This window comes from Paenibacillus sp. NEAU-GSW1 (assembly GCF_009737085.1).
Classification (GTDB): domain Bacteria; phylum Bacillota; class Bacilli; order Paenibacillales; family Paenibacillaceae; genus Pristimantibacillus.
The window spans coordinates 36,745-57,241 of sequence record NZ_WOVL01000023.1 but is presented as its reverse complement, the minus strand read 5'-3'; the positions used below and the strand labels follow the sequence as shown (position 1 = coordinate 57,241).

Genomic DNA, 20,497 nt, shown 5'->3' with positions numbered 1-20,497 from the left:
CGGAAAGCAGCTAATGGCGACATGTCATGCGGCTAAAGATGAGGGAGTATTCGGAGAAATTGGCTGCGGATACTCCCTCTCTTGTTATCCGTTGCGCAAATCATGAAGGAGTTGAAGGCATATGGAAGTGTTCACGCTGCAGTTGTTCAACGGGCTGAGCGTTAGTTCGATCCTTCTGTTGATCGCGCTTGGGCTTGCGATTACGTTCGGCTTGATGAAAGTCATCAATATGGCGCACGGCGAGCTCATTATGATCGGCGCGTATTCCACCTACTTGACGCAAAATTTATTTAACGACTATTTGCCGAAGTCGATGTTCGATTGGTACTTCGTGCTTGCAATACCTTTCAGCTTTCTAATTGCTTTCGGTTTCGGTCTCTTCCTTGAAATGAGCTTGATTCGTTTTCTTTACGGCAGACCGCTTGACAGCCTGCTTGCGACTTGGGGAGTCGGTCTCGTGCTGCAGCAGCTCGCCAGATCGATATTCGGCGCTCCGAACGTTGCGGTCACAAGCCCAAGCTGGCTCGACGGAGGAGTGAGTATAGTTGGCGCGGTTCTTCCTTACAAGCGTTTGTTTATTATCGGGCTGGTCTTCATTACGCTGCTCGCGATGTATTTCTATATTTATCGCAGCCTAGAGGGGCGCCGAATGAGAGCGGTTATGCAAAATCGCGACATGGCCGCATGCCTTGGCGTATCGACGCGCCGCGTGGATGCGATGACGTTTGCGATAGGCTCAGGTATTGCCGGCATAGCCGGTTGCGCGCTAACGCTGCTTGGTCCGATCGGACCGTCTCTTGGCACGTACTATATTGTCGATGCCTTTATGGTTGTTGTGCTCGGCGGCGTCGGCAAGCTGGTTGGCACCGTGCTTGGCGCGGCGGGGATCGGCATATTCAATACGATGTTCGAATATTGGACGAATGCTTCGCTCGGCAAGGTGCTCGTATTCCTCTGTATCGTTGCTTTCCTGCAATGGAGACCGATGGGATTCGTCGCGATGCGCTCGCGTTCGCTTGACTCATAGAGAGAGGTGAAGACCTGATGCTGACGCTTAAAAAAATGACGCCCCAGCGCATTTGGCTGCTTGCAGGCTATGCTGCAGCGGCGGCTGCGCTTTTCTCGGCCCCGATGTTTCTGAGCGATTTCCGGTTGAATCTGCTTGCTAAATTTCTTGCCTTTGCCATTGTTGCGCTAGGCTTGGATCTAATATGGGGTTTTACCGGCATTCTTAGCTTAGGGCATGGCATCTTCTTCGGCCTTGGCGCTTATGCAATGGCAATGTACTTGAAGCTGGAGGCAAGCGGCGGGAAGCTGCCCGATTTTATGGGCTGGAGCGGACTTTCCGAGCTGCCGTTTTTTTGGAAGCCGTTCGAAAGCTTTGGCTTTGCGGTATTGATGGGTGTGCTCATGCCTGCCGCTTTAGCGCTGTTCTTGGGTTATTTCACGTTCCGTAACCGGATTCGCGGCGTTTACTTCACCATTCTTACGCAGGCTCTTGTCATTATTACGACTACGTTGCTCGTCGGCCAGCAGGCTTATACGGGCGGTACGAATGGCGTGACGGGGTATAGCAAAATAGTAGGGGAATCGATCGCTTCGCCCGACACGAAACGAATGCTGTACTGGGTGACGGCAGCTGTGCTGATCGCTGTGTTCATTCTATGCCGCTATATCGTCAAAAGCCGGTTCGGCAAGGTGCTTCGTGCCATTCGCGACGGCGAGAACCGGGTTCGTTTTATCGGCTATAATCCGGCGGTGTATCAAATGGTTGTATTCACGGTGTCTGCTGCTGTGGCGGGAATTGCGGGGATGCTGTTTGTGCTGCATGTCGGCATCATTTCCCCTTCGATGATGGGGATCGTTCCTTCAATCGAGATGGTGCTGTGGGTGGCGATCGGCGGCCGCGGCACGCTCATTGGCGCTGCATTGGGAGCAGTGCTGATGAACTGGGCGAAAAGCGAGTTCAGCACGACGTATCCGGAAGGCTGGACTTATTTCCTTGGCGCAGTATTTATCATTGTCGTTGTATTTTTGCCGAACGGTATTGCGGGGCTGGCAAGCAAAATCAAGTTCAGCAGGGGAAAACGAGTGACTTTGAGCTCCGCTCAAAGATCCTGATGTGAGGAGGGCGCTAACCATGAAAGAATCGAGTATCCTGCAGTGTGACGATGTGACGGTCGCATTCGACGGGTTCAAAGCGATCCAGGGCATGAGTCTGCAATTGCTGAAAGGGGAGCTTCGTTTCTTGATCGGCCCGAATGGGGCAGGCAAAACGACAATGCTGGATGTCATATGCGGCAAAGTGAAGCCGACGGCGGGCACGGTTACCTTCAAGCAATCGATCGATATCGCGAAGAAAAAAGAGCATCAGATCGCCGAGCTTGGCATCGGCCGCAAGTTCCAAGCGCCGTCGATTTTTCCGTCGATGACGGTGTTCGAGAACCTGGAGATCGCGATGCGCCAGCGGCGTGGCGTGTTCACGGTGATGTTCGCGAGGATGAAAGCGGAGGAGCGGGAGCGCATTGAGCGGCAGCTCGTCATGATCGGCTTGCAGGATAAAGCCGATTGGCGGGCGGGCGGTTTGTCGCACGGCGAGAAGCAGTGGTTGGAGATCGGCATGATGCTGCTTCAGGAGCCGGAGGTGCTGCTGCTTGATGAGCCGGTTGCCGGCATGACGGATAAAGAGACGGACAAAACGGGCGAGCTGCTCATTGAGATCGCCCGTCACCGCTCAATTGTGGTGGTCGAGCATGATATGGAGTTTGTTCGCAATTTCGCGAGCAAGGTTACCGTCATGCACGAAGGGAAGCTGCTCAAGGAAGGGACGATGGAAGAGGTGCAGCGGGATGACCGCGTAGCGGAGGTTTACTTGGGGAAAAGGCGGGATGCGGATGCTAGCCGTTCAACAGCTTGAAGCGGGATATGGAGAAAGCGTCATTTTGCGCGATGTTTCGTTAAAGGTGCAGCCGGGGCAGGTTGTCTGCCTGATGGGACGGAACGGCGTCGGAAAGACGACGCTGATGAAAAGCATTATGGGTTTGCTCAAGGCGCGCAAAGGTACGGTTCTCTATGGCGGGCAGGAGCTCACGAAGGCGGCGCCGGGCCGCCGCGCGCGGAGCGGTATCGGCTATGTGCCGCAAGGGCGCGAGATTTTCGGACAGCTGACCGTATATGAGAACATTATGGTCGGACTGGAAGCTTCCCGCGAGAAAGGCGTGCGGTCACGATCCATACCGGAGGAAGCGATCGCGAAGTTTCCCGTGCTGCCGACGATGTACACGAGGCGCGGCGGCGATTTGAGCGGCGGGCAGCAGCAGCAGCTGGCGTTCGCCCGTGCGCTCGCGTCGAAGCCGGAGCTGTTGCTGCTCGATGAGCCGTGCGAAGGCATCCAGCCGTCGATCGTTGACGATATCCGCGACGTTATCCGGTCGATTAAAGCGGACGGCAAGACGTCGATTTTGCTGGTAGAGCAAAGTCTCGATTTTGTGAAAAGCGTAGGCGATTACTTCTATGTGCTCGATAAAGGAGCTGTCGCGTGGGAAGGCGGCTTAGAGGCGCTTGGCGAAGAAGTCATTAAGAAGTATTTGACGGTTTGAGTTGGAAATTGAGAGCTGCCCATGTTGCGGGCGGCTTTTTTGTTATAAAAAGAAGGCGAATTGGAACTATTTAGATATTCCTCGTTATTGAGTATAATGAAAGGTGTCCGATGAGTAAGACATGGCAGGAGGTAAAGGGTTGCACAAAATTAAAATTATTACCATTATATTTGCCGCAGTATTAGTAGTGGCAGGTTGTTCAAAAGCTGATCAGAAGGAGCGGGCGATCGACACATTGTTAGAAAACCAGAAACATAATGGTTCTATCATCGTGTTTACAGATAAATCACTGGAAAACTCATTCGTAACGTTGTTGAACGGGAATATAAATCGGATTAACAACCTTTTTATGCCGGAAAATATAGTAACGAATGTTTCCTTCATAGATGTGAGGGATGACCATGATTTTAATTATAAAGACATTTTTCAATTGGGAGATTTTCCTCAAATATTCGTATTCGAAAGCAAAGACATCGTGTTGCAAACCGAAGATCCAAATAGACTGTTGGAATATTTTGAGGAGAAATATTGGAAACAGCAGGAGGCTGGGAAATAGCTTAAGTCTCTTCACATCTTCATCTTCATAAATGTGCAGCTGCGAGGAAATGCTTTATAAGAAGCTGTATATTTGGCGTTTGGAAGGCGGTGCGAAGATGGCGAGAAGAAATCGAAAGCTGCTTGTGCCGGAGGCAAGACAGGCGATGCAGCAATTTAAGACTGAAGTGATGCGCAAGGAAGGATATAATGTGAATCCGAATCGTCCGGATGATGTGAAGTATGAGGTCGCAGAAGAGCTCGGCATAACGCTGAAGCAAGGGGATAACGGCGATTTGAAAACGGAGGATGCCGGTCATATTGGCGGCCGCATCGGCGGTTCGATGGTACGTGAGATGATCCGTCTGGCGCAAGAAAAGCTTACGAAACAATAATGGTGAGGAAGCTGTTTTCGGCGGCCGTATGGCTGTCTGGGGACAGCTTTTTTTCATTTGCGGCTAGGTTAGGCTGGTTAATGAACCTGGTTCGCTATACAGCGAAGGCTTCTTCATAAATTTGGGCTGTCAATTAGGGTCTGGGCTGTTTTGACCGAATAGCGAAGAGGGATTCGCTGTTGGAGATCCTTGTTTCGCTATTAGCGATAAATTGTTCGCTATGACGAGTTTCTGGGAGCTGACGGGGCTCAGCAGCGAAAATTGGTTCGTTAAATTGCGAAACAGCTTCGCAAAGACAGGGGTTCAGCTGAAAGGGGCGAGGGAGAGGCGGTTATGCAAGTCTGTAATTGTTGGCGAATGTCCGACTGTGGCTCCCCATACAATGATAGTATGCAAGTATGGAGAGGGGATCGGCGATGTACTACGGTTATTATGGCGGAAATTTCAACGGAAATAGCAGCGCGGCGCAGCATTCCTACTATTCGCGCCCGCATGCGGTCATTGAAGCAGTCGGCGAAGGGAGCGTATCGGTTGCGCCCGATCAGGCGGTGATCGTGCTTGGCGTCGAGACAGAGGGCAAGGAGTTGAGCGCAGCGCAGGAGGAAAATGACGCAGCCATTGTCAGCATCATTGACGCTTTAATTGAAGAGGGCGTGCCGCGCGATCAAATTCAGACGTCGGATTATCGGATTGAGATGCAGTACGATTACCCGGACGGGCAGCAGGTGTTTCGCGGATTTAAAGTTGTTCATCTGCTCCGCATCACGACGGATAAAGTGGATCAGGCGGGGGCGATTGTCGATACTGCCATATTGCATGGGGCAAATACGATTGTGAGCATCCGCTTCGGCTTGCAAAGCGGCGCTGTGCCAACGAACGAGGCGCTATCGCGGGCCGTTAAGGACGCCCAGGTGAAAGCGGCGACGATTGCAGGGACTTTAGGCGTGGCGATTGCTTCAGTTCCTACTTATGTCCGCGAGCTTCAAGCTTCATCGGAGCCTGTGCCTTTTAAAGCCGCCGTTGCTTTAGCGAGCGAGGTTACCCCGATTGAGCCCGGACAATTGACGGTCCGCTCGTCTGTTCGAGCGTGGTTTTCGGTCGTGTAAAACACGAACATAGAAGCAATGAAAACAGCCTGTCGCGAAATTGCGGCGGGTTATTTTTTTATGAAATGCGCATTTTAAATTTTGGTGGTTTACTAATACTGTAAAAAGTGATATCATTTAAATATCAAAATAATATAAGGGGTGCTGAATATGAGAGAAAAACAAGCTTGGTATATGAATGGTTTTTTGGCATTTGTCTTTGTGCTGGCAGCTATTATAGGCGGGGCTGCCCTGATCGCTCTGGGCTCGATGCCTGAGGAGGAGGCTGCAAATACAACGCAAATCGTCCTTGGCGCAGTTATTCTGGTGTTAGGTATCGTTGCGAGCTCGTCGCTGACTATTGTTCAGCCGAACGAGTCCAAGATCATTACGTTTTTTGGCACCTATATTGGAACGGTAGCGAAGAGCGGCATGTGGATGGTCATTCCGTTTACAAAGAAAGTTCGCGTATCGCTGAAAGTGCGCAACTTTAACAGCCAGACGCTGAAAGTAAACGACGCTGAGGGCAACCCGATTGAGATTGGCGCTGTCGTCGTTTTCAAAGTTACTGATTCGGCTAAAGCGACCTTCGACGTCGACAACTATGAGCGCTTTGTAGAAATTCAAAGCGAGACGGCAATCAGGCACATTGCGGCGCAATATGCTTATGATACATTCGAAAATACGAGCGCATTCTCGCTCCGGGGAAATGCCGACGAAGTGGCTGAGGAATTGATGAAGGAGCTGCAGGAGCGATTGTCGGTTGCCGGCGTTCAAGTGCTGGAAACGAGGCTTACGCACCTGGCTTACGCACCTGAAATCGCCAGCGCGATGCTGCAGCGCCAGCAGGCGATTGCGATCGTATCGGCTAGGCAAAAAATTGTGGAAGGCGCTGTAGGCATGGTGGAGTCTGCGCTGAAGCAATTGGAGGAAAGCGGGATCGATCTTGATGTCGAGCGGCGCGCGGCGATGGTTAACAACTTAATGGTTGCGATCGTTTCCGACCGTTCGGCGACGCCGGTTATCAATACTGGATCGCTGTATAGCTAAGGAAGAAGGAACCGGTTATGGGGAAAGAAAAGAAAGCTTTCGCGCTGCGTCTGGATCCCGATCTTCATCGCGCGCTGGAGCAGTGGGCGAATGATGAATTCCGCAGCGTCAACGGCCATATTGAGTTTCTTCTAAGGGAAGCGCTTGGAAAAGCCGGAAGGCTGCCAAAGTCTCCTCTTGCCAATAAGCCGCCTTCGGAATCGGAATAAGAGTCTCCGATTGACTGTTCTGTCCAACTCCATAATAATGAGATAGACTGTTGGAATGGAATGAGGTGCAACCATTGAATTGGCGCTTAGAGGTGCAGTATGAGCCTTATTTTGAGCTGGTGATGAGCTTTCATACGTATATTTGCAGCAAATATCACAAAAGAATCGAGCTGTCTACGCCCTGGGTAGAAGAGGCCAGAGCCAGGCTGACCCCGGAGCTGGCAGCCAAGATCAAAGAGATGAAAGTAGACAATGAATGGAAATCGGCGTATTTGCTTGCCATGCTCGCTCTGCCTGAAGCAAGCAGTCCGGAATCTTTTCTGGCTTGGCTGGAGCAGATGAGCGCATCCGATATGGCGGAGCGATTCGCAGGCTACAGCCACCCGTTTCCTGAAGATGTGGAGGCGTTTCGTTCCCGGCTTCTAACGGTGTTTACAGGGTGGAACGAGCAGTATTTCCGTTTTGCGGACCCAGCGATTGACGCGGGGTTAGGGACGGAGGCGCGTATCCGCCAGGAAAAGCTGACCGGAATGAAGCAGGAAGCATTTCTGGACGAGACGACGAACGGCTTGATCTTTAAGCCGATCAGCGGGATGGATAAGCTGCTGCTTATTCCGCAATACCATTCACAGCCCTATACGATCCTGTATCATTATGACGATACGCTGCTGATTCATTACAATACGCGTCTCTATTTGGGCGACGAGGATGTTATTCCGACGCCGGATTTGCGGATTTTGCGCAGCCTGGGCGAAAAAAGCCGTCTCAAAATACTGCGATACTTGAACGCGGGACCGCGAACCTTTATTGAAATTTCCAAGCATTTGAAGCTGTCGAAGGGTATTACGCATGATCATTTGTTTAATTTGCGCAGCGCCGGCTTGATTACCTCGTATATTGAAGGAGAAAATCAGGTGGCGTTTGGCATTCGCCGGCATGCGCTTTACCGCATTCAAGATAAGCTGTTTCAATACATTGAAGGTTAATCGAAAATTATAAATAGCGGTGCGGGGAGCGACCTCCCTGGCACCGTTATTTTATTTTCCGCTTAGCGGACAGGCGGGATGCTTTTTGATTTTGGGGGGAAAGCTGGAAGAACAGGCGGACAAGTTCAATAGCAGGATATTAGTGCTTGGCGACTGTAATGGAATGTGCATAAGAAAATGGGAGCCGATGAATACTATGGTCAGATTCACAACGAATTCGTTATCGAACTCGCTCGAATGGAAAACAGCCGACGACGCAATACGCTGTTCCTCGCCCGAACGACACAACGTTTCCGTTACTATACGTATTTTTTCCGCTCATAAAGCGGGACTTGCTTGCAGCTTGTGCATTGTAAAGCCGTAATGTCCAGTCGACTCAAAATCCTCTAGGAAAGTGGGGCAACATGAAATGAAAGCAACTGGAATTGTACGTCGCATCGATGATCTCGGGCGTGTGGTGATTCCGAAGGAAATCCGCCGTACGTTGCGTATCCGTGAAGGAGATCCGCTCGAAATATTTGTAGACCGCGATGGTGAAGTTATACTCAAGAAATATTCTCCGATTGGCGAGCTCGGCGATTTTGCCAAGGAATATGCCGAATCCTTGTTCGAGAGCACCAATCATGTCACGCTTATTACGGACCGCGATACGGTCATCGCCGTAGCAGGAGCATCCAAGAAAGAGCTGCTTGATAAACAGATCGGCTCGCTGCTGGAAAATTGCATGGAGAACCGCAAAACGGTTGAAGGCAGTTCCGGTACGTACGAGATTGTGAAAGATGTGCATGACGCCTACACAGCGTATGTGGCGGCTCCGATCGTAGCGGGCGGCGATCCCATCGGCACAGTCGTTTTGCTAAGCAAGGATGAAGCAGTGAAAATGTCGCAAATGGAAACGAAAATGGCGGAGACAGCTGCGGGCTTCCTCGCCAAGCAAATGGAACAGTAGCTAATCAAAGGCCTCGGCTTCGAGATGCGTACGAGACACGCATGCGGAGACGGGCCTTTTTGAATTCTAAGCATTTATAAGTTTGACGGGACGTAGAATTATTCCATCATTTTGATCCTGCCGGAGGAATAACTGCCATGACGAACAAATCGCCTTTTTGCGCCTGTGATTATTAAAGGAATGCTGTACGTGCCGAGCCGGTTTTTCAGTGAAGTGCTCAAGCACACCCTTACAGTTGAGCCGGGGACGAACGCTCTGTTAGTCTAAATACAGTTTATTTATTTCAGATTTTCCCGGTAGGCGCGGGGGGAGGAGCCGATTGATTTTTTGAACATTTTGCTGAATACGAAGGGGTCGGTATAGCCAACGGAACGCGCGATATCGCTGATCGTCAATGCTTTATTGGCGAGCAGCTCCGCGGCGCGATTCATCCGGAATTGCAGCAGAAAGGATTGGAGCGAAAGGCCGAAGTGCTGCTTGAACAATGCCGATAAATAGGTGGAGTCGAGGCCGACGGCTTGCGCGATGTCCTGTACAGTCGTTTTTTGGCTGTATTGGTTTTCGATAAAGGAAATGGCTTTGTCCAGGTAAGCTACTTTGGAGCCGCTGCGTTTGGTGTCCTTGGCATCGGAAGCGCCGGACTGTTCCGAGCAGCTTATCAGCTCTGCTATATAGCGATACAGAAGGCTCTGATGAAGCACATCCGCTGCGTTGTCGTCGTTCGCAACCATCAGAAGACGGTGAGCGTCATCAAACCAGCTGGCTCCTGTGCCTGGCGGGCTTGAAGGCGGCTTGGCAGCGTTGAAAACAGGCTGGGAAACGCTTAGGCCGGCCCGCTGCATGAAGGCTCTAGCGTGCAGTCCGTCAAAGCCGATCCAGCTGTATGTCCAAGGATCGGTTTCATTGGCGGCATAATGAACGAGCGTGTTCGGCGTTATGAGAAAGCCCTGTCCTTCGGACAGCTGATACGTCTCTCCTCCCGTGCTAAATTGCCCCTTGCCGTTTACCACGTAATGAACAATATAGATGTCGCGAAGACCCGGTCCCCAGCTGTGCAGCGGCGCGCATTGCTCGCTACCGAAAAAGCGCAGGCGAAGCTCCATTTGACGTTGTTTCGAATCATTTTTGTTGAAAAACTCCATGTCGGGAACCGCCTTTCATGTTGCTTAATTATGACAGGAATTATGATTATAATACGGATGAAATCAGAAGATGTAAAGGAATTATGACAGGTTTATCAGGAGTTAAGCCATGTTCCTCCCCTGCCGGTAAATCGTATAGTTAAGGAGTCAAATCCAGATCAGAAGATGAGAAGCAGGGAGGAAATTTGCATGTCCAAAATTACGTTTATCGGCGCAGGAAGCACCGTGTTTGTAAGAAATGTTCTAGGCGATGTGATGCTGACCGAATCATTGCAAGGCTTCGAGCTGGCGCTGTTTGATATAGACGGCAGCAGGCTGCGTGAATCGGAGCAATTACTGCTCAATATGAAACAGTCTTCAGGCAGTAGCTGTACGATCAAAGCGTACACCGACCGTAAAGAAGCGCTGCGCGGCGCTAAATATGTCGTAAATGCCATTCAAGTGGGCGGATACGACCCGTGCACCATTACTGACTTTGAAATTCCTAAAAAATACGGATTGCGCCAAACGATTGCGGACACGGTCGGCATCGGCGGCATTTTCCGCAACCTGCGAACGATTCCGGTTGTATTGGATTTTGCGAAGGATATGCAAGAGGTGTGCCCGGATGCACTGTTCTTGAACTATACGAATCCGATGGCGGTATTGACCAACGTGCTGTCGACGCATGGCGGGGTGAATGCAGTCGGTTTATGCCACAGTGTTCAAGTGTGCGTACCGCATTTGTTCGAGAGTCTCGGTATGGAAACAGAGGGCATCAAGACGAAAATCGCCGGCATTAACCATATGGCTTGGCTGCTTGAAGCGACAAAAGACGGTGTTGATCTCTATCCTGAAATTAAGCGTCGTGCCACTGAAAAGCAAAAGGAAAAGCATCATGATATGGTGCGCTTCGAGCTGATGCTGAAATTCGGCTATTACGTCACGGAGTCCTCGGAGCATAATGCGGAGTACCATCCGTACTTCATCAAACGGAACTATCCGGAGCTGATCGACCGGTTCAACATCCCGCTGGATGAGTATCCGCGCCGCTGCGTGGAGCAGATTAAAGGGTGGGAGCAGCAGCGCGATTCTCTGCTTTCGGATACTAAAATCAAGCATACGCGAAGCCATGAATACGCATCGTACATCATGGAGGCGATAGAGACCAACCGTCCATACAAAATTGGCGGAAATGTCATGAATAACGGGCTGATCACGAATCTGCCTAAGGAAGCTTGTGTCGAGGTGCCGTGTCTGGTGGACCGTTCCGGCATTTCACCGACCTATATCGGCGATTTGCCGCCGCAATTGGCGGCGCTTAACCGCACGAACATCAATACACAACTGCTGACGATCGAGGCGGCGATTACGGGCAAAAAAGAGCACATCTACCATGCGGCGCTGCTTGACCCGCATACATCGGCGGAGCTTTCGATGGACGATATCGTCTCGCTCTGCGACGACTTGATCGATGCTCATGGCAGCTGGCTGCCTGCTTATAAATAATACACAAGGCTGTTCCATCGAACGCGATGGGACAGCTTTTTTATGTACAAGTCTTCATTTGGGTTCTCCAAATTTCGAATTGCGGCGCAGCAATGGTATACTACCGTTAATGTGTAAAACAAGGAGGAACCTGAATTGACAGCATCCATTACCGTTGTCGGCCTCGGCTCCGGCGACGCCGGCCAATTGACGCTTGGCGTATGGCGGCGGCTGCAAGCGGCGCCGCGCATTCGCGTGCGTACGGAACAGCATCCGGTCATATCGCTGCTGCGCGACGAAAAGCTGACTTTTACTTCATTTGACTCGATTTATGAACAGCATGATACGTTTCCTGATGTCTACGACGCGATTGCTAAGCAATTAATCCAGGAGGCAAAAGATAGCGCAGAGCCTGTCCTGTACGGCGTTCCCGGCCATCCGATGGTGGCGGAGCGCACGGTACAGCTGCTGCGCGAGCGGTGCCCGGAGCAAGGCGTCGCGCTTGACATTATCGGCGGCGAAAGCTTCCTCGACCAAGCCTTTATCCGACTTGGCTTCGATCCGATTGAAGGCTTTGCGCTGCTGGATGCCGCTGAGCTTCAGCCGGCGCAGCTTCAGCCTCGCGTACATACGCTGCTTGGCCAAGTCTACGACGCTTTCACCGCGTCGGATGTAAAGCTGGCGCTCATGGAACGCTACCCTGACGATTATGAAGTTGTCGTCGGACATGCGCTTGGCGTTCCGGGCGAAGAGCAAATATTGCGCGTGCCGCTTTACGAACTGGACCGCACGCCCGGCTACGGCAACTTGTCGCTCATTTGGGTGCCGAGAACGGATGACGACGCCGTGCTGAATCGTTCGTTTGACCGGCTGCATGAGGTTGTTTCGATCCTTCGCAGTCCGGAAGGATGCCCTTGGGACCGCGAGCAAACCCATCAATCGATCCGCAAAAACTTTATCGAAGAGCTGTATGAAGCGCTGGAGGCGATCGACAACGACGATCCGGACGGCATGCGCGAGGAGTTTGGCGACGTTATTTTGCAGGTGATGCTGCACAGCCAAATGGAGGAGGAGAACGGTTCATTCTCCGTCTATGACGTAATCGAATCGCTGAACGAGAAGCTTATTTTCCGCCATCCGCATGTGTTCGGCGATCGTGGAGCTGACGATGCGGAAGAGGCGTTGCGGAATTGGGAACAAATGAAGGCCGAAGAGAAGAAACGGAAAGGGACCGACAAGGATCGGATTTCGAAGCTTGACGGCATTCCGGCTGATCTCCCGGCGCTGATGAAAGCATACGCCATTCAGAAGAAAGCGGCTAAGGTCGGCTTTGATTGGGACGAGATCGGTCCGGTGCTCAGCAAAATCGAGGAAGAGCTCGCTGAGCTGCGCGAAGCGATTGATAGCGGCGATGCGGAGCAGCAGGCTTCCGAGCTTGGAGATTTGCTCTTTGCGGCGGTGAACGCTTCGCGGTTTATTAAGGCGGATCCGGAGGAGGCGCTCTCACGCACGAACGCGAAATTTAGAAAGCGATTCTCTTATATCGAAGAGCAGCTTCGTATAAACGGTAAAACTTTTGACCAGACTGATCTACTAGAAATGGATCGTTGGTGGGAGGAAGCGAAGCGACAATAGCTGTCGCTATTCGTCACTAATCGAAGATTTCCGATACGATTCGTTAAAAAATTTCGAACGACAGCAGGATTTTTTGCAGCCGAGCAGAATATCTATTCTTCGTATAACATGTTTACCAGTAAAATTTCCCACTCGGCTTCAGGTGGCGGCATATCCGAACCGGCTTGAGACAAGGGCAAATTCAAAGCTTGCGAAGTAAGTTTTGCTTTATAAAACTAAGCTTAGGCTTACGAAGTGAGTTTTGCTTTACAAACAAAACTTTTAGGAGGAATTAATAATGAACAAAACAGACCTGATCAACAACATTGCAACAAAAAGCGGCTTGACTAAACGTGACGTAGAAGCTGTATTGAACGGCTTCCTTGGTGAAGTTACAGAAGCTCTTGCCGGCGGAGATAAAGTACAATTGATCGGCTTCGGTACTTTCGAAACTCGTAAACGTTCCGGCCGCGTAGGCCGCAACCCGCAAACGGGTAAAGAAATCTCCATCCCAGAATCCAAAGTTCCTGCATTTAAAGCAGGCAACAAACTGAAAGACGCTATCAAGTAGTTTCAATGAGACTTGATAAATTTCTCAAAGTGTCCCGGTTGATCAAGCGGCGTACAGTCGCTAAGGATGTGTCCGAGCAAGGACGCGTCTGGATCAACGGCCGCGAAGCGAAAGCGAGCAGCACCGTTAAGATCGGGGATGAGCTCACAATTCAATACGGGCAGAAGAACGTAACCGTTCGCGTCGAGCGGATTGCGGAAACGACCCGTAAGGATGAAGCCGGTGAACTCTACACGTTATTGAGAGAAGAACAGCGCCCGCGCGAGAACGATCTCGGCTGGTAACGATAAGGCTGTCCGGCAGGCTCTGAGCCCGTACGGACAGCCTTTTTTTTGCATAGGGGGAACAGATCAGGGTGAATAGATCGTCGATTGAACATCTGCCAGAGCTTCGTTTAGACGGAAGGGGCGTCATATCCAAAACGCTATCGCTATTCTTCCGCAACGCCGGAGCTTTGCTGCTCATAGCGGCTGTAACGGCCGTCCCGGTCGAAATCATAAAAAATTACGCGTATTTTTGGGGAGATAGAGAAGCGCCCGCGTCGCTGATTGCAGATACATTTGTTTCTGCCGTATTTTTAAGTCTACTAACGCCGGTTGTCGTCTATTATTTAATCGGTAAAATGCGAGACGGAAGCGCCAGCGTCTGGGCTTCGTATATGTGGGGCGTGCGCAAATGGCCGCGCATTATTGTCTATCATTTTTTGCAAGGCGTTATCGTAACGGCGGGTTTGATTTTGCTCGTCGTACCCGGATTGCTTATGTTAACGAGGACGCTGCTGCTGCCTGTGGTCGTTTCAGCAGAGAACACGTCGGTAATGAATCCGCTTGAGGTCGGGCGCAATATGTCGATCGGACGCTTTTGGCCTTTTTTGGGCTATGTGGTGTTGTTTACGGCTGCAGGTTTTGCAGCATTCTATGGGATAAGCGAAGGGCTGAGCTTTATTTTGCCCGATGAACGGCTGGCTGTTTTCATTTATGATGTATTGATGGACTATTTATATCTCGTATATACGGTTCTGTTAACCGTAATCTACTTGCATATAAAAACAGTACAAAAGGATAGCGAGGTAGCGGCGAATGAAATCAACGATAGCGACGAAAATCGGATGGATTAGGCACGGAAGCACCGCGTGGAACAAGGAAGGGCGGGCACAAGGCCACTCCGACATCCCGCTTGATGAAGAGGGATTGGAACAAGCAGAACTTCTTGGCAGACGGCTAAGCGGGGAGCAATGGGATGTCATTTATTCCAGCGACCTGATGCGGGCGCGAGTTACCGCTGAGACCGTCGCGAAGCATCTGGGTATCGGCGAGGTGAACATTGATCCTCGGCTGCGCGAGGCGAGCGGCGGCTTGACCGAGGGGACGACGGAAGCGGAGCGGATTGTGAAGTGGGGCGCGAACTGGAGAGAACTCGATCTTAAGCGGGAAACGCCGGAGTCGGTCGTCGGCAGAGGGTCGAAAGTACTGGAGGAAATTGCGGAACGCCATCCGGGGCAAAATGTTCTTGTTGTCAGCCATGGCGCGCTGATCGGCCAATGCATGAAGGCTTGGGTGCCGAATGACTATGTCGATGAGCATTTGATTAATACATCGATTTCGACGATATGCAGTGAAACGGGAGAGGGTGGCGGCTGGGTCTGCGAACGTTTCAATTGCGCGAAGCATTTGGAGTCTGCGGCGAAGCATTAGTTCTAATGTTTGTCCTTTTCTCATAGGCTGGTCTCAAGCGATGTTTCGATGTATTCGAAGCGGATGGAGGGACGAGTCGATGAATGATCAAGTGAAAGGACAGAAGCGTCAGGAAGTGAAGATGCTAAACCGTAAGCTGCTCGAATTATCCGGCGTATTGAACGTGGAAAGCTTCGACAGCGAAGAGTTTCTGTTGGAGACAGAGCTGGGCTTCCTGACAATCAAAGGACAAAATCTGCATATTAAGCATCTCAACCTGGAGCAGGGGCTCGTCGCCATTGAGGGGTTCGTCCATTCACTCGCCTATTTGGACGGCACAAGCACCTCCAAATCCAAGGGCTTGTTCGGGAAGCTGTTTAAATGACGCTCGGCATGCAATGGTTCACCATGGCCGCGATGCTGCTGTCCGGCATCGCCATGGGGGCGGTATTCGACGGATATCGGGTCGTGTCGAACGAGCTGCGATTTCCGAAATGGTGGCTTCCCGTGCTTGATATGATGTACTGGGTAGCGGCAGCGCTTCTCATTTTTCGAGTGTTATACGCCAGCAACTACGGCGAAGTGCGGGCGTATGTGTTCGTTGGACTGCTGATCGGCGTACTCGGCTATTACTGGCTGCTCAGCAAAGCCGTCATCGCAATCGTAAAATGGGTGATCGAGGCAGTAAGAAAGCTCATTCGATTTATAATCAAATGTGTGGACGTGCTTATCGTAAAGCCGATTATTTTGCTATACAAATTGATTCGGGTGATTGTTGGATTTGGGACTGCACTCACTATTTTCCTGCTAAAAATTGTGTTACAATTGGTTCGTCCGTTTTGGCTTTTGCTCCGTTGGATGCTTCGTCCTTTGGTTCGCCCGCTGTGGCGGAAGCTTGGTCCGATGATTAAACGGTGGCAGTTGCCGGCCAAATGGGGTGCGATTGTATCGCGTATTGCGAATCTATGGAAACGATTGTTTAAGCGGGAATAGAGGCTTTGCTTCGCAAAACGAAGCCTATGCTTACGAAGCAAGTTTTGCTTCGCAAAACTTAAAGTCTATGCTTACGAAGCAAGTTTTGCTTCGCAAAACTTAAAGTCTATGCTTACGAAGCAAGTTTTGCTTCGCAAAACTTTTTAGGAGGGTACAAGCTTATGGCAACAGCCTCAGCAGCAGCGAACAACTCAACATTCAACCAAGGCACCAGACGCCGTCTTCGGATTTGGGGAATGGGGTGTGTTCTATTTATGTGCTGGGCGGCTTATACTTTCATAGGACAGTGGAATGAGCATAAAGCGATGGAAACGAAGCTGTCGACGGTACAGAAACAGCTAGAAGAAGCATCTGTTGAGACGAAGCAGCTGCAGTTGCAGATTGATCGGCTTAACGATCCGGAATATATTGAGCAGCTGGCGACAAAGGAACAAGGAATGGTTAAGGACGGCCAGCAGCCGATCCAAGTCATTAAATAGACGCACCTACAGGGTGAACGTCTGTTGACCTTCCTTTGACGGTTCGGTTATAATCACGATAGTGAGGCTATTTAGCAAATATCTTAGGGAGGAACATTTTATTTTATGGCAATTGAAGTGGGCGCCAAGTTAGAGGGTAAAGTGACAGGCATTACGCATTTCGGAGCATTCGTCGACTTGTCGGGAGGTGTCACAGGACTCGTTCACATCTCGGAGATTGCCGATAACTACGTCAAAGACGTGAAAGATCACCTGAAAATTGATGACATCGTCAAAGTAAAAGTGATTAACGTCGATAAGGACGGTAAAATCGGACTTTCTATTAAACAAGCGATTGATCGGCCAGAAGGCCAACAAGCGCCGCAACGCGAACCACGTCAAGGTGGAGGCGGCGGCGGAGAACGTTTCAACCGCGGCGGAGGCGGCGGAGGCGGACAAGATCGAGGCGGACGTCCCTTTAACAAGCCATCTTCTGGCAGACCTTCATACGGAAAACCGTCATTCGAAGATAAAATGTCGCGCTTCCTGAAAGACAGCGAAGAACGCATATCATCCCTAAAGAAAAACACCGAAGGCAAACGCGGCGGACGCGGCGCCAAACGGGTATAGATTGGATTATATAATCCGGAACGAAGCAGAACCTGGCGGTTCTGCTTTTTTATTTGCATGATTTGGGGTGAAGGCGGTTGGTGCATGCAAGGTACAAATGTACCTAAGAAAGCCGAGTCGAGCTGGAATCCGCCGTTCTAAGGTACAAAAGTACGTTAATGCCTCAAGAGTAATCTTGACCAATCGCTGAACCGCCATACAACCCGCTATCCATCGTCATGTTCGGCAAGCGGTGTCGGCGGAAGTCCAGCATTACCGACAGCGGCAAGCCAGCATTCGCCAACGGAATCGAACAGACGTCGACGGTTTTTGTTGAAGCTCCGGCAGTCTAATGGACTAGGCGGGCCGTTCAAACCCTTGCGGCGTATGCGTTTGCAAAGCGACGACAAGGGTGCAGCGGCGACCGAGCCATTTGTCGGAAAAAACTTTTTCCGCGATTCCTTCAAGTGACAAACTTCATACGGACAACCTCCTATAATGAGTTACACAATATACTCGGAATGGGTGGTGTCGTAAGTGAATAAGGAGAACGTGGTCATTTTTCCAGGTGGAGACGGCAAGAAGGCCGGTCGAGGGAGATCATGGATCAATCAAGGGAGGGAATGGGCGGTCTCAAGGACGTTCATACAGCTGCTGCTTGCGAAGAAGTGGACGTTCCTGCTTGTAATGGTCGGCTTCTTGCTCGGACGGGCTGTCATATTGGAGTCATTAATGCCGTTCGCCGCCGCTTATTTCGCCGTTATTTACTTTTTGCGCCGCGATGCGTACCCGTGGGTAGCTGTATCGCTTATCGCCGGAAGCTGGTTCGCCGCCGTGCCGTCGCCGATGTGGATCGCAATGGAGCTTGCCGCGCTGTTCCTGCTCTTTAAAGGACTGGAGACGTATGAGAAAGCCGAGCTTTCATCGGCGCCGCTGCTCGTATTTGCTTCGACGCTTGTTGTACAGCTGTTCTCGATCTTTATCGGCGATGCGCTGAGCTGGTACAACTTCATGATGGTTGTCGTCGAAGCGGCGCTCAGCTTCGTGCTTACGCTCGTCTTCATTCAGGCGATACCGGTGCTGACGATGACGAAGAAAACAGCTTCGCTCAAAAACGAAGAAATTATTTGTCTAATGATTATGCTTGCATCGGTCATGACCGGAGCGGTCGGCTGGATCGTTTATGGCATGTCCGTTGAGCATGTGATGTCCCGGTATATGCTCGTGCTGTTTGCGCTAGCGGGCGGAGCGCCTCTTGGCGCGTCTGTCGGCGTTATAGCAGGCTTGATTCTGAGCCTGGCCGATCTGACGGCAATCGTGCAGATGAGCTTGCTTGCTTTCGCCGGTCTGCTTGCCGGGTTGCTTCGTGACGGGGGCAAATTAGCGGTAGCGTTCGGAATGCTGCTTGGCACTTCGATTCTCGCTATTTACGTCGGAAGCCAGTCCGATGTCATGTCTTCAACTTGGGAGTCGGCCGCGGCTGCGATTCTCCTAATGCTGACGCCGAAAGTGATGATCCGTACGATCGCCAGATACGTGCCCGGCACCAACGAGCATGCCAAGTCGCAGCATGATTATGCCAAAAGGGTACGCGAGGTAACGGCTGAGCGCGTATCGCAATATTCCGAAGTGTTCCGCCAGCTGTCGCGCAGCTTCGGCCAGTTCAGCGGTGCGGCCGCAGCGGTGAAGCGCGAGGAAGAAATTAGCCATTTCATGAATGCAGTTGCCGAACGCAGCTGCATCGATTGCCATCGAAGAGATGCTTGCTGGGAGAGCAAGTTTTATCATACGCATCAAATGATGACCGATATGATTACGAGTGTTGAGGAAGGGCGAGTGCCTTCCGCGAAAACGATGCCGCGCAAATGGGTTTCCCATTGCGTGAAGCCTGCTCAGGTGCTTGGCGTGATGGAGCAGCAGTACGAGCTATATCAAAATAATATGCACTGGAAAAAGCAAATATTCGACTCTCGCCAGCTTGTTGCCGAACAGCTGTCCGGCGTCTCCAAAGTGATGGAGGATCTGGCCGGAGAAATTAAGCGCGAGGGACAGACGCTTCATCTGCAGGAAGAGCAGATCCGCGAAGCGCTGGAGGGACTTGGCTTGTCGATTCAAGATATCGAAGTGATCAATCTGGAGGAGGGCAATATTGAAATTGAGCTGTACCATCATTTCACGAAGGGCTATGACGAGTGCCGAAAAATTATCGCGCCGCTCCTCTCCGATATTCTCGGCGAGCAAGTAGCGGTGAAATCGGAGCGGGCCGGAAGCAAGAACGGCGATGCGACGCTTGTTGTGTTCGGATCGGCGAAGGAATTCGAAATCGAGACGGGCATTGCCGGAGCAGCCAAAGGCGGCGACCTGCTGTCGGGCGACAGCTTCAGTATGCTGGAGCTTGGCAATGGCAAATTCGCCGTAGCGATCAGCGACGGCATGGGCAACGGAGAGCGGGCGCGGGAGGAGAGCAGTGCGGCGCTGTCCATTCTGCAGCAGTTGCTTCAATCGGGCATGGACGAGCAGCTCGCGGTAAAATCGGTCAATTCGATCCTGCTGCTGCGCTCCTCGGATGAAGTGTTCGCGACCGTCGACCTGGCGATTATCGATTTGTACACGGCGAAAACGATGTTTATGAAAATCGGCTCAACCCCAAGCTTTATCAAGCGGGGCAGCGAGGTGATCGCCGTGACGGCGAACAACTTGCCGATCGGCATTTTGCAAGATATCGATATCGAGACGTTCTCGATGCAGCTGCAGCCCGGCGACACGCTCATTATGATGAGCGACGGCATATACGATGCGCCGGGACATGCCGTGAATAAGGAAATGTGGATGAAGCGGATTATTCATGAGCTGCGGACCAGTGACCCGCAAGAAATGGCCGATGCGCTGCTGGAGACGGTCGTTCGCTACCATGAGGGGGAAATTATTGACGATATGACGGTTCTCGTTGCGAGAGTGGACAAGCATTTGCCGGAATGGGCATCGTTTCGCTGGCCGGGGACGAATCGGCTGGAGCGCCCGCGCACGGTAAGCTGAGGGAAAGAACGGCCGCTTGGAGGTTGCAAATGGAGGCTATCTACGGGGAAGTTGGTCCCAGGCAGGCTCTTTCGACAGGCAGCTCGCTTAGAAGCTGCTGTCGAAGGAGTCTTTTTGCGTCTTATTT

23 protein-coding genes are annotated in these 20,497 nt (G+C 51.4%); 22 read left to right on the top strand and 1 reads right to left on the bottom strand.

What is annotated here, in order from left to right:
* The first annotated feature begins 121 nt into the window (after window positions 1–121).
* From urtB to spoVT, 11 genes are all read left to right on the top strand, one after another.
* Window positions 122–1,027 (top strand): urea ABC transporter permease subunit UrtB, encoded by a 906-nt coding sequence (gene urtB, locus GOM71_RS17425; RefSeq protein ID WP_156283348.1) that lies wholly within the window; start codon window positions 122–124, stop codon window positions 1,025–1,027.
* A gap of 17 nt (window positions 1,028–1,044) precedes the next feature.
* Complete coding sequence (gene urtC / locus GOM71_RS17420; protein WP_156283347.1) at window positions 1,045–2,121, top strand: urea ABC transporter permease subunit UrtC; 1,077 nt, start codon at window positions 1,045–1,047, stop codon at window positions 2,119–2,121.
* A 19-nt stretch (window positions 2,122–2,140) separates the two neighbouring features.
* Window positions 2,141–2,917: an urea ABC transporter ATP-binding protein UrtD gene (gene urtD, locus GOM71_RS17415; RefSeq protein WP_156283346.1), complete on the top strand. Its 777-nt coding sequence runs from the start codon at window positions 2,141–2,143 to the stop codon at window positions 2,915–2,917.
* Window positions 2,895–3,599 (top strand): urea ABC transporter ATP-binding subunit UrtE, encoded by a 705-nt coding sequence (urtE, locus tag GOM71_RS17410; RefSeq protein ID WP_156283344.1) that lies wholly within the window; start codon window positions 2,895–2,897, stop codon window positions 3,597–3,599. Before urtD ends, urtE begins: the two co-directional genes overlap by 23 nt.
* Before the next feature lie 121 nt (window positions 3,600–3,720).
* Window positions 3,721–4,155, top strand: a complete 435-nt coding sequence (locus tag GOM71_RS17405) for a hypothetical protein (RefSeq protein WP_216651768.1) — start codon at window positions 3,721–3,723, stop codon at window positions 4,153–4,155.
* Between the two features lie 97 nt (window positions 4,156–4,252).
* Window positions 4,253–4,528, top strand: a complete 276-nt coding sequence (locus GOM71_RS17400; RefSeq protein ID WP_156283339.1) for an alpha/beta-type small acid-soluble spore protein — start codon at window positions 4,253–4,255, stop codon at window positions 4,526–4,528.
* Between the two features lie 416 nt (window positions 4,529–4,944).
* Complete coding sequence (locus GOM71_RS17395; RefSeq protein ID WP_216651767.1) at window positions 4,945–5,634, top strand: SIMPL domain-containing protein; 690 nt, start codon at window positions 4,945–4,947, stop codon at window positions 5,632–5,634.
* Between the two features lie 150 nt (window positions 5,635–5,784).
* Window positions 5,785–6,663, top strand: coding sequence for an SPFH domain-containing protein (locus tag GOM71_RS17390; RefSeq protein ID WP_156283335.1), 879 nt, complete (start codon window positions 5,785–5,787; stop codon window positions 6,661–6,663).
* A 17-nt stretch (window positions 6,664–6,680) separates the two neighbouring features.
* Complete coding sequence (locus GOM71_RS17385) at window positions 6,681–6,872, top strand: type II toxin-antitoxin system antitoxin (protein WP_156283334.1); 192 nt, start codon at window positions 6,681–6,683, stop codon at window positions 6,870–6,872.
* A gap of 74 nt (window positions 6,873–6,946) precedes the next feature.
* Entirely contained in the window at window positions 6,947–7,858 is a 912-nt protein-coding gene (locus tag GOM71_RS17380) for a winged helix-turn-helix domain-containing protein (protein ID WP_253944898.1), read from the top strand.
* 409 nt (window positions 7,859–8,267) lie between these two features.
* Complete coding sequence (gene spoVT, locus GOM71_RS17375) at window positions 8,268–8,807, top strand: stage V sporulation protein T (protein ID WP_156283333.1); 540 nt, start codon at window positions 8,268–8,270, stop codon at window positions 8,805–8,807.
* 278 nt (window positions 8,808–9,085) lie between these two features.
* Here the strand turns inward: spoVT and GOM71_RS17370 are convergent, their stop codons facing one another.
* Entirely contained in the window at window positions 9,086–9,949 is an 864-nt protein-coding gene (locus tag GOM71_RS17370) for an AraC family transcriptional regulator (protein WP_156283332.1), read from the bottom strand.
* Between the two features lie 189 nt (window positions 9,950–10,138).
* Between GOM71_RS17370 and melA the strand changes: the two genes are divergently transcribed.
* From melA to spoIIE, 11 genes are all read left to right on the top strand, one after another.
* On the top strand, window positions 10,139–11,437 hold the full coding sequence (gene melA, locus GOM71_RS17365) for an alpha-glucosidase/alpha-galactosidase (protein ID WP_156283330.1): 1,299 nt from the start codon (window positions 10,139–10,141) through the stop codon (window positions 11,435–11,437).
* Between the two features lie 135 nt (window positions 11,438–11,572).
* Window positions 11,573–13,051, top strand: coding sequence for a bifunctional methyltransferase/pyrophosphohydrolase YabN (gene yabN, locus GOM71_RS17360; RefSeq protein ID WP_156283328.1), 1,479 nt, complete (start codon window positions 11,573–11,575; stop codon window positions 13,049–13,051).
* Window positions 13,052–13,328: 277 nt separating this feature from the next.
* Entirely contained in the window at window positions 13,329–13,601 is a 273-nt protein-coding gene (locus GOM71_RS17355) for an HU family DNA-binding protein (protein ID WP_156283326.1), read from the top strand.
* Window positions 13,602–13,606: 5 nt separating this feature from the next.
* Window positions 13,607–13,885: an RNA-binding S4 domain-containing protein gene (locus tag GOM71_RS17350; RefSeq protein WP_156283324.1), complete on the top strand. Its 279-nt coding sequence runs from the start codon at window positions 13,607–13,609 to the stop codon at window positions 13,883–13,885.
* A 71-nt stretch (window positions 13,886–13,956) separates the two neighbouring features.
* Window positions 13,957–14,718 carry a hypothetical protein gene (locus GOM71_RS17345; protein WP_156283323.1) on the top strand — a complete coding sequence of 254 codons (762 nt, stop codon included), beginning with the start codon at window positions 13,957–13,959 and terminating at the stop codon, window positions 14,716–14,718.
* On the top strand, window positions 14,681–15,295 hold the full coding sequence (locus GOM71_RS17340) for a histidine phosphatase family protein (protein WP_156283322.1): 615 nt from the start codon (window positions 14,681–14,683) through the stop codon (window positions 15,293–15,295). Before GOM71_RS17345 ends, GOM71_RS17340 begins: the two co-directional genes overlap by 38 nt.
* Before the next feature lie 79 nt (window positions 15,296–15,374).
* A complete protein-coding gene (gene yabP, locus GOM71_RS17335; protein ID WP_156283321.1) occupies window positions 15,375–15,659 on the top strand; it encodes a sporulation protein YabP in 285 nt (94 codons plus the stop codon).
* Entirely contained in the window at window positions 15,656–16,267 is a 612-nt protein-coding gene (yabQ, locus tag GOM71_RS17330) for a spore cortex biosynthesis protein YabQ (RefSeq protein WP_156283320.1), read from the top strand. The genes yabP and yabQ overlap by 4 nt, the downstream gene beginning before the upstream one ends.
* 161 nt (window positions 16,268–16,428) lie before the next feature.
* Complete coding sequence (locus tag GOM71_RS17325; protein WP_156283319.1) at window positions 16,429–16,746, top strand: FtsB family cell division protein; 318 nt, start codon at window positions 16,429–16,431, stop codon at window positions 16,744–16,746.
* Window positions 16,747–16,851: 105 nt separating this feature from the next.
* On the top strand, window positions 16,852–17,355 hold the full coding sequence (locus GOM71_RS17320; RefSeq protein ID WP_156283317.1) for a S1 domain-containing RNA-binding protein: 504 nt from the start codon (window positions 16,852–16,854) through the stop codon (window positions 17,353–17,355).
* Between the two features lie 516 nt (window positions 17,356–17,871).
* Complete coding sequence (spoIIE, locus tag GOM71_RS17315) at window positions 17,872–20,370, top strand: stage II sporulation protein E (RefSeq protein WP_367649675.1); 2,499 nt, start codon at window positions 17,872–17,874, stop codon at window positions 20,368–20,370.
* Window positions 20,371–20,497: the final 127 nt, after the last annotated feature.

Bases quoted from the DNA above. Each gene is read 5' to 3' on its own strand.
- urtB (WP_156283348.1), top strand. From the start codon at position 122: ATGGAAGTGTTCACGCTGCAGTTGTTCAACGGGCTGAGCGTTAGTTCG.
- urtC (WP_156283347.1), top strand. From the start codon at position 1,045: ATGCTGACGCTTAAAAAAATGACGCCCCAGCGCATTTGGCTGCTTGCA.
- urtD (WP_156283346.1), top strand. From the start codon at position 2,141: ATGAAAGAATCGAGTATCCTGCAGTGTGACGATGTGACGGTCGCATTC.
- urtE (WP_156283344.1), top strand. From the start codon at position 2,895: ATGCTAGCCGTTCAACAGCTTGAAGCGGGATATGGAGAAAGCGTCATT.
- GOM71_RS17405 (WP_216651768.1), top strand. From the start codon at position 3,721: ATGGCAGGAGGTAAAGGGTTGCACAAAATTAAAATTATTACCATTATA.
- GOM71_RS17400 (WP_156283339.1), top strand. From the start codon at position 4,253: ATGGCGAGAAGAAATCGAAAGCTGCTTGTGCCGGAGGCAAGACAGGCG.
- GOM71_RS17395 (WP_216651767.1), top strand. From the start codon at position 4,945: ATGTACTACGGTTATTATGGCGGAAATTTCAACGGAAATAGCAGCGCG.
- GOM71_RS17390 (WP_156283335.1), top strand. From the start codon at position 5,785: ATGAGAGAAAAACAAGCTTGGTATATGAATGGTTTTTTGGCATTTGTC.
- GOM71_RS17385 (WP_156283334.1), top strand. From the start codon at position 6,681: ATGGGGAAAGAAAAGAAAGCTTTCGCGCTGCGTCTGGATCCCGATCTT.
- spoVT (WP_156283333.1), top strand. From the start codon at position 8,268: ATGAAAGCAACTGGAATTGTACGTCGCATCGATGATCTCGGGCGTGTG.
- GOM71_RS17370 (WP_156283332.1), bottom strand. From the start codon at position 9,949: ATGGAGTTTTTCAACAAAAATGATTCGAAACAACGTCAAATGGAGCTT.
- melA (WP_156283330.1), top strand. From the start codon at position 10,139: ATGTCCAAAATTACGTTTATCGGCGCAGGAAGCACCGTGTTTGTAAGA.
- GOM71_RS17355 (WP_156283326.1), top strand. From the start codon at position 13,329: ATGAACAAAACAGACCTGATCAACAACATTGCAACAAAAAGCGGCTTG.
- GOM71_RS17350 (WP_156283324.1), top strand. From the start codon at position 13,607: ATGAGACTTGATAAATTTCTCAAAGTGTCCCGGTTGATCAAGCGGCGT.
- GOM71_RS17340 (WP_156283322.1), top strand. From the start codon at position 14,681: ATGAAATCAACGATAGCGACGAAAATCGGATGGATTAGGCACGGAAGC.
- yabP (WP_156283321.1), top strand. From the start codon at position 15,375: ATGAATGATCAAGTGAAAGGACAGAAGCGTCAGGAAGTGAAGATGCTA.
- yabQ (WP_156283320.1), top strand. From the start codon at position 15,656: ATGACGCTCGGCATGCAATGGTTCACCATGGCCGCGATGCTGCTGTCC.
- GOM71_RS17325 (WP_156283319.1), top strand. From the start codon at position 16,429: ATGGCAACAGCCTCAGCAGCAGCGAACAACTCAACATTCAACCAAGGC.
- GOM71_RS17320 (WP_156283317.1), top strand. From the start codon at position 16,852: ATGGCAATTGAAGTGGGCGCCAAGTTAGAGGGTAAAGTGACAGGCATT.